1 protein-coding gene is annotated in these 1530 nt (G+C 64.9%); it reads left to right on the top strand.

The window, feature by feature from the left end; all coding sequences use genetic code 11:
• The coding region (locus CRM73_RS19185; protein ID WP_229588798.1) for a cbb3-type cytochrome c oxidase subunit I at positions 1 to 1530 on the top strand (1530 nt) is incomplete at both ends.

Here is a 1530-nt window from a genome sequence, read left to right as displayed (position 1 = left end):
TCGCCGGCGTCATGGCGCTGCTGATCCGCGCCGAGCTCTTCGCCCCGGGCATGCAGATCCTGGAGACCAAGGAGCAGTACAACCAGCTGTTCACCATGCACGGCACGCTGATGCTGCTGATGTTCGGCACCCCGCTGTTCGTCGGCTTCGCCAACGTCATCGTCCCCCTGCAGATCGGCGCCCCCGACGTCGCCTTCCCGCGGCTCAACGCCCTGGCGTTCTGGTTCTTCCTGTTCGGCTCGCTGATCGCGACCGCCGGCTTCCTCACCCCGCAGGGCGCGGCCTCCTTCGGCTGGTACGCCTACGCACCGCTGAGCAACGCTTCTTTCACCCCAGGCTCCGGTGGTGACCTGTGGGTGTTCGGCCTGATTTTGTCCGGTTTCGGCACGATCATGGGCGCGGTCAACTTCATCACCACGATCATCGCGATGCGCGCCCCCGGCATGACCGTGTGGCGGATGGGCCTGTTCACCTGGAACACGCTCATCACCTCGCTGCTCGTGATCATGGCGTTCCCGCCTTTCACCGCTGCACTGTTCGCCCTCGGCATGGACCGGACCCTGGGTGGGCACATCTTCGACCCGGCCAACGGCGGGGCGGTGCTGTGGCAGCACCTCTTCTGGTTCTTCGGCCACCCCGAGGTCTACATCCTGGCGCTGCCGTTCTTCGGCATCGTCTCCGAGATCATCCCGGTGTTCTCCCGCAAGCCGCTGTTCGGCTACAAGGGCCTCGTGTTCGCGACCATCACCATCGCCGCGCTGTCGGTGACCGTGTGGGCCCACCACATGTACGTGACCGGAGCCGTGTTCTTGAGCTTCTTCGCGTTCATGACCATGATGATCGCCGTACCCACCGGGGTGAAGTTCTTCAACTGGATCGGCACGATGTGGCAGGGCTCGATCACCTTCGAGACCCCCATGCTGTGGGTCCTGGGGTTCATGTTCACCTTCCTCTTCGGCGGCCTGACCGGGGTGATCCTCGCTGCCCCGCCGCTGGACTTCCACCTCAATGACTCCTACTTCGTGGTCGCCCACTTCCACTACGTCATCTTCGGCACCGTGGTGTTCGGCATGTTCGCCGGCTTCTACTTCTGGTGGCCCAAGTTCACCGGCAAGATGCTCAACGAGCGGATCGGCAAGATCCACTTCTGGCTGCTGTTCCTCGGCTTCCACATGACCTTCCTGATCCAGCACTGGCTCGGGGTCTCAGGGATGCCCCGGCGCTACGCGGACTACCTGCCGGAGGACAACTTCACCTGGATGAACCAGATCTCCACGGTCGGGGCGATGCTCCTCGGCGTCTCGATGATCCCGTGGTTCTGGAACGTCTACACCACCTGGCGCAACGGCACCAAGGTCGAGGTCGACGACCCCTGGGGCTTCGGCGGATCCCTGGAGTGGGCCACGTCCTGCCCGCCGCCGCGGCACAACTTCACCTCGCTGCCGCGCATCCGCTCCGAGCGGCCGGCGCTGGACCTGCACCACCCGGAGCTGGCCGCGGAGTCCCCGCAGCAGTCCCCGGTCGACGACG

It is taken from the genome of Kocuria sp. CCUG 69068 (genome assembly GCF_020833785.1).
Lineage (GTDB): Bacteria > Actinomycetota > Actinomycetes > Actinomycetales > Micrococcaceae > Kocuria > Kocuria rosea.
Note: the sequence above shows the minus strand (reverse complement) of the source record. Positions and strands in the feature narration are given on the sequence as shown.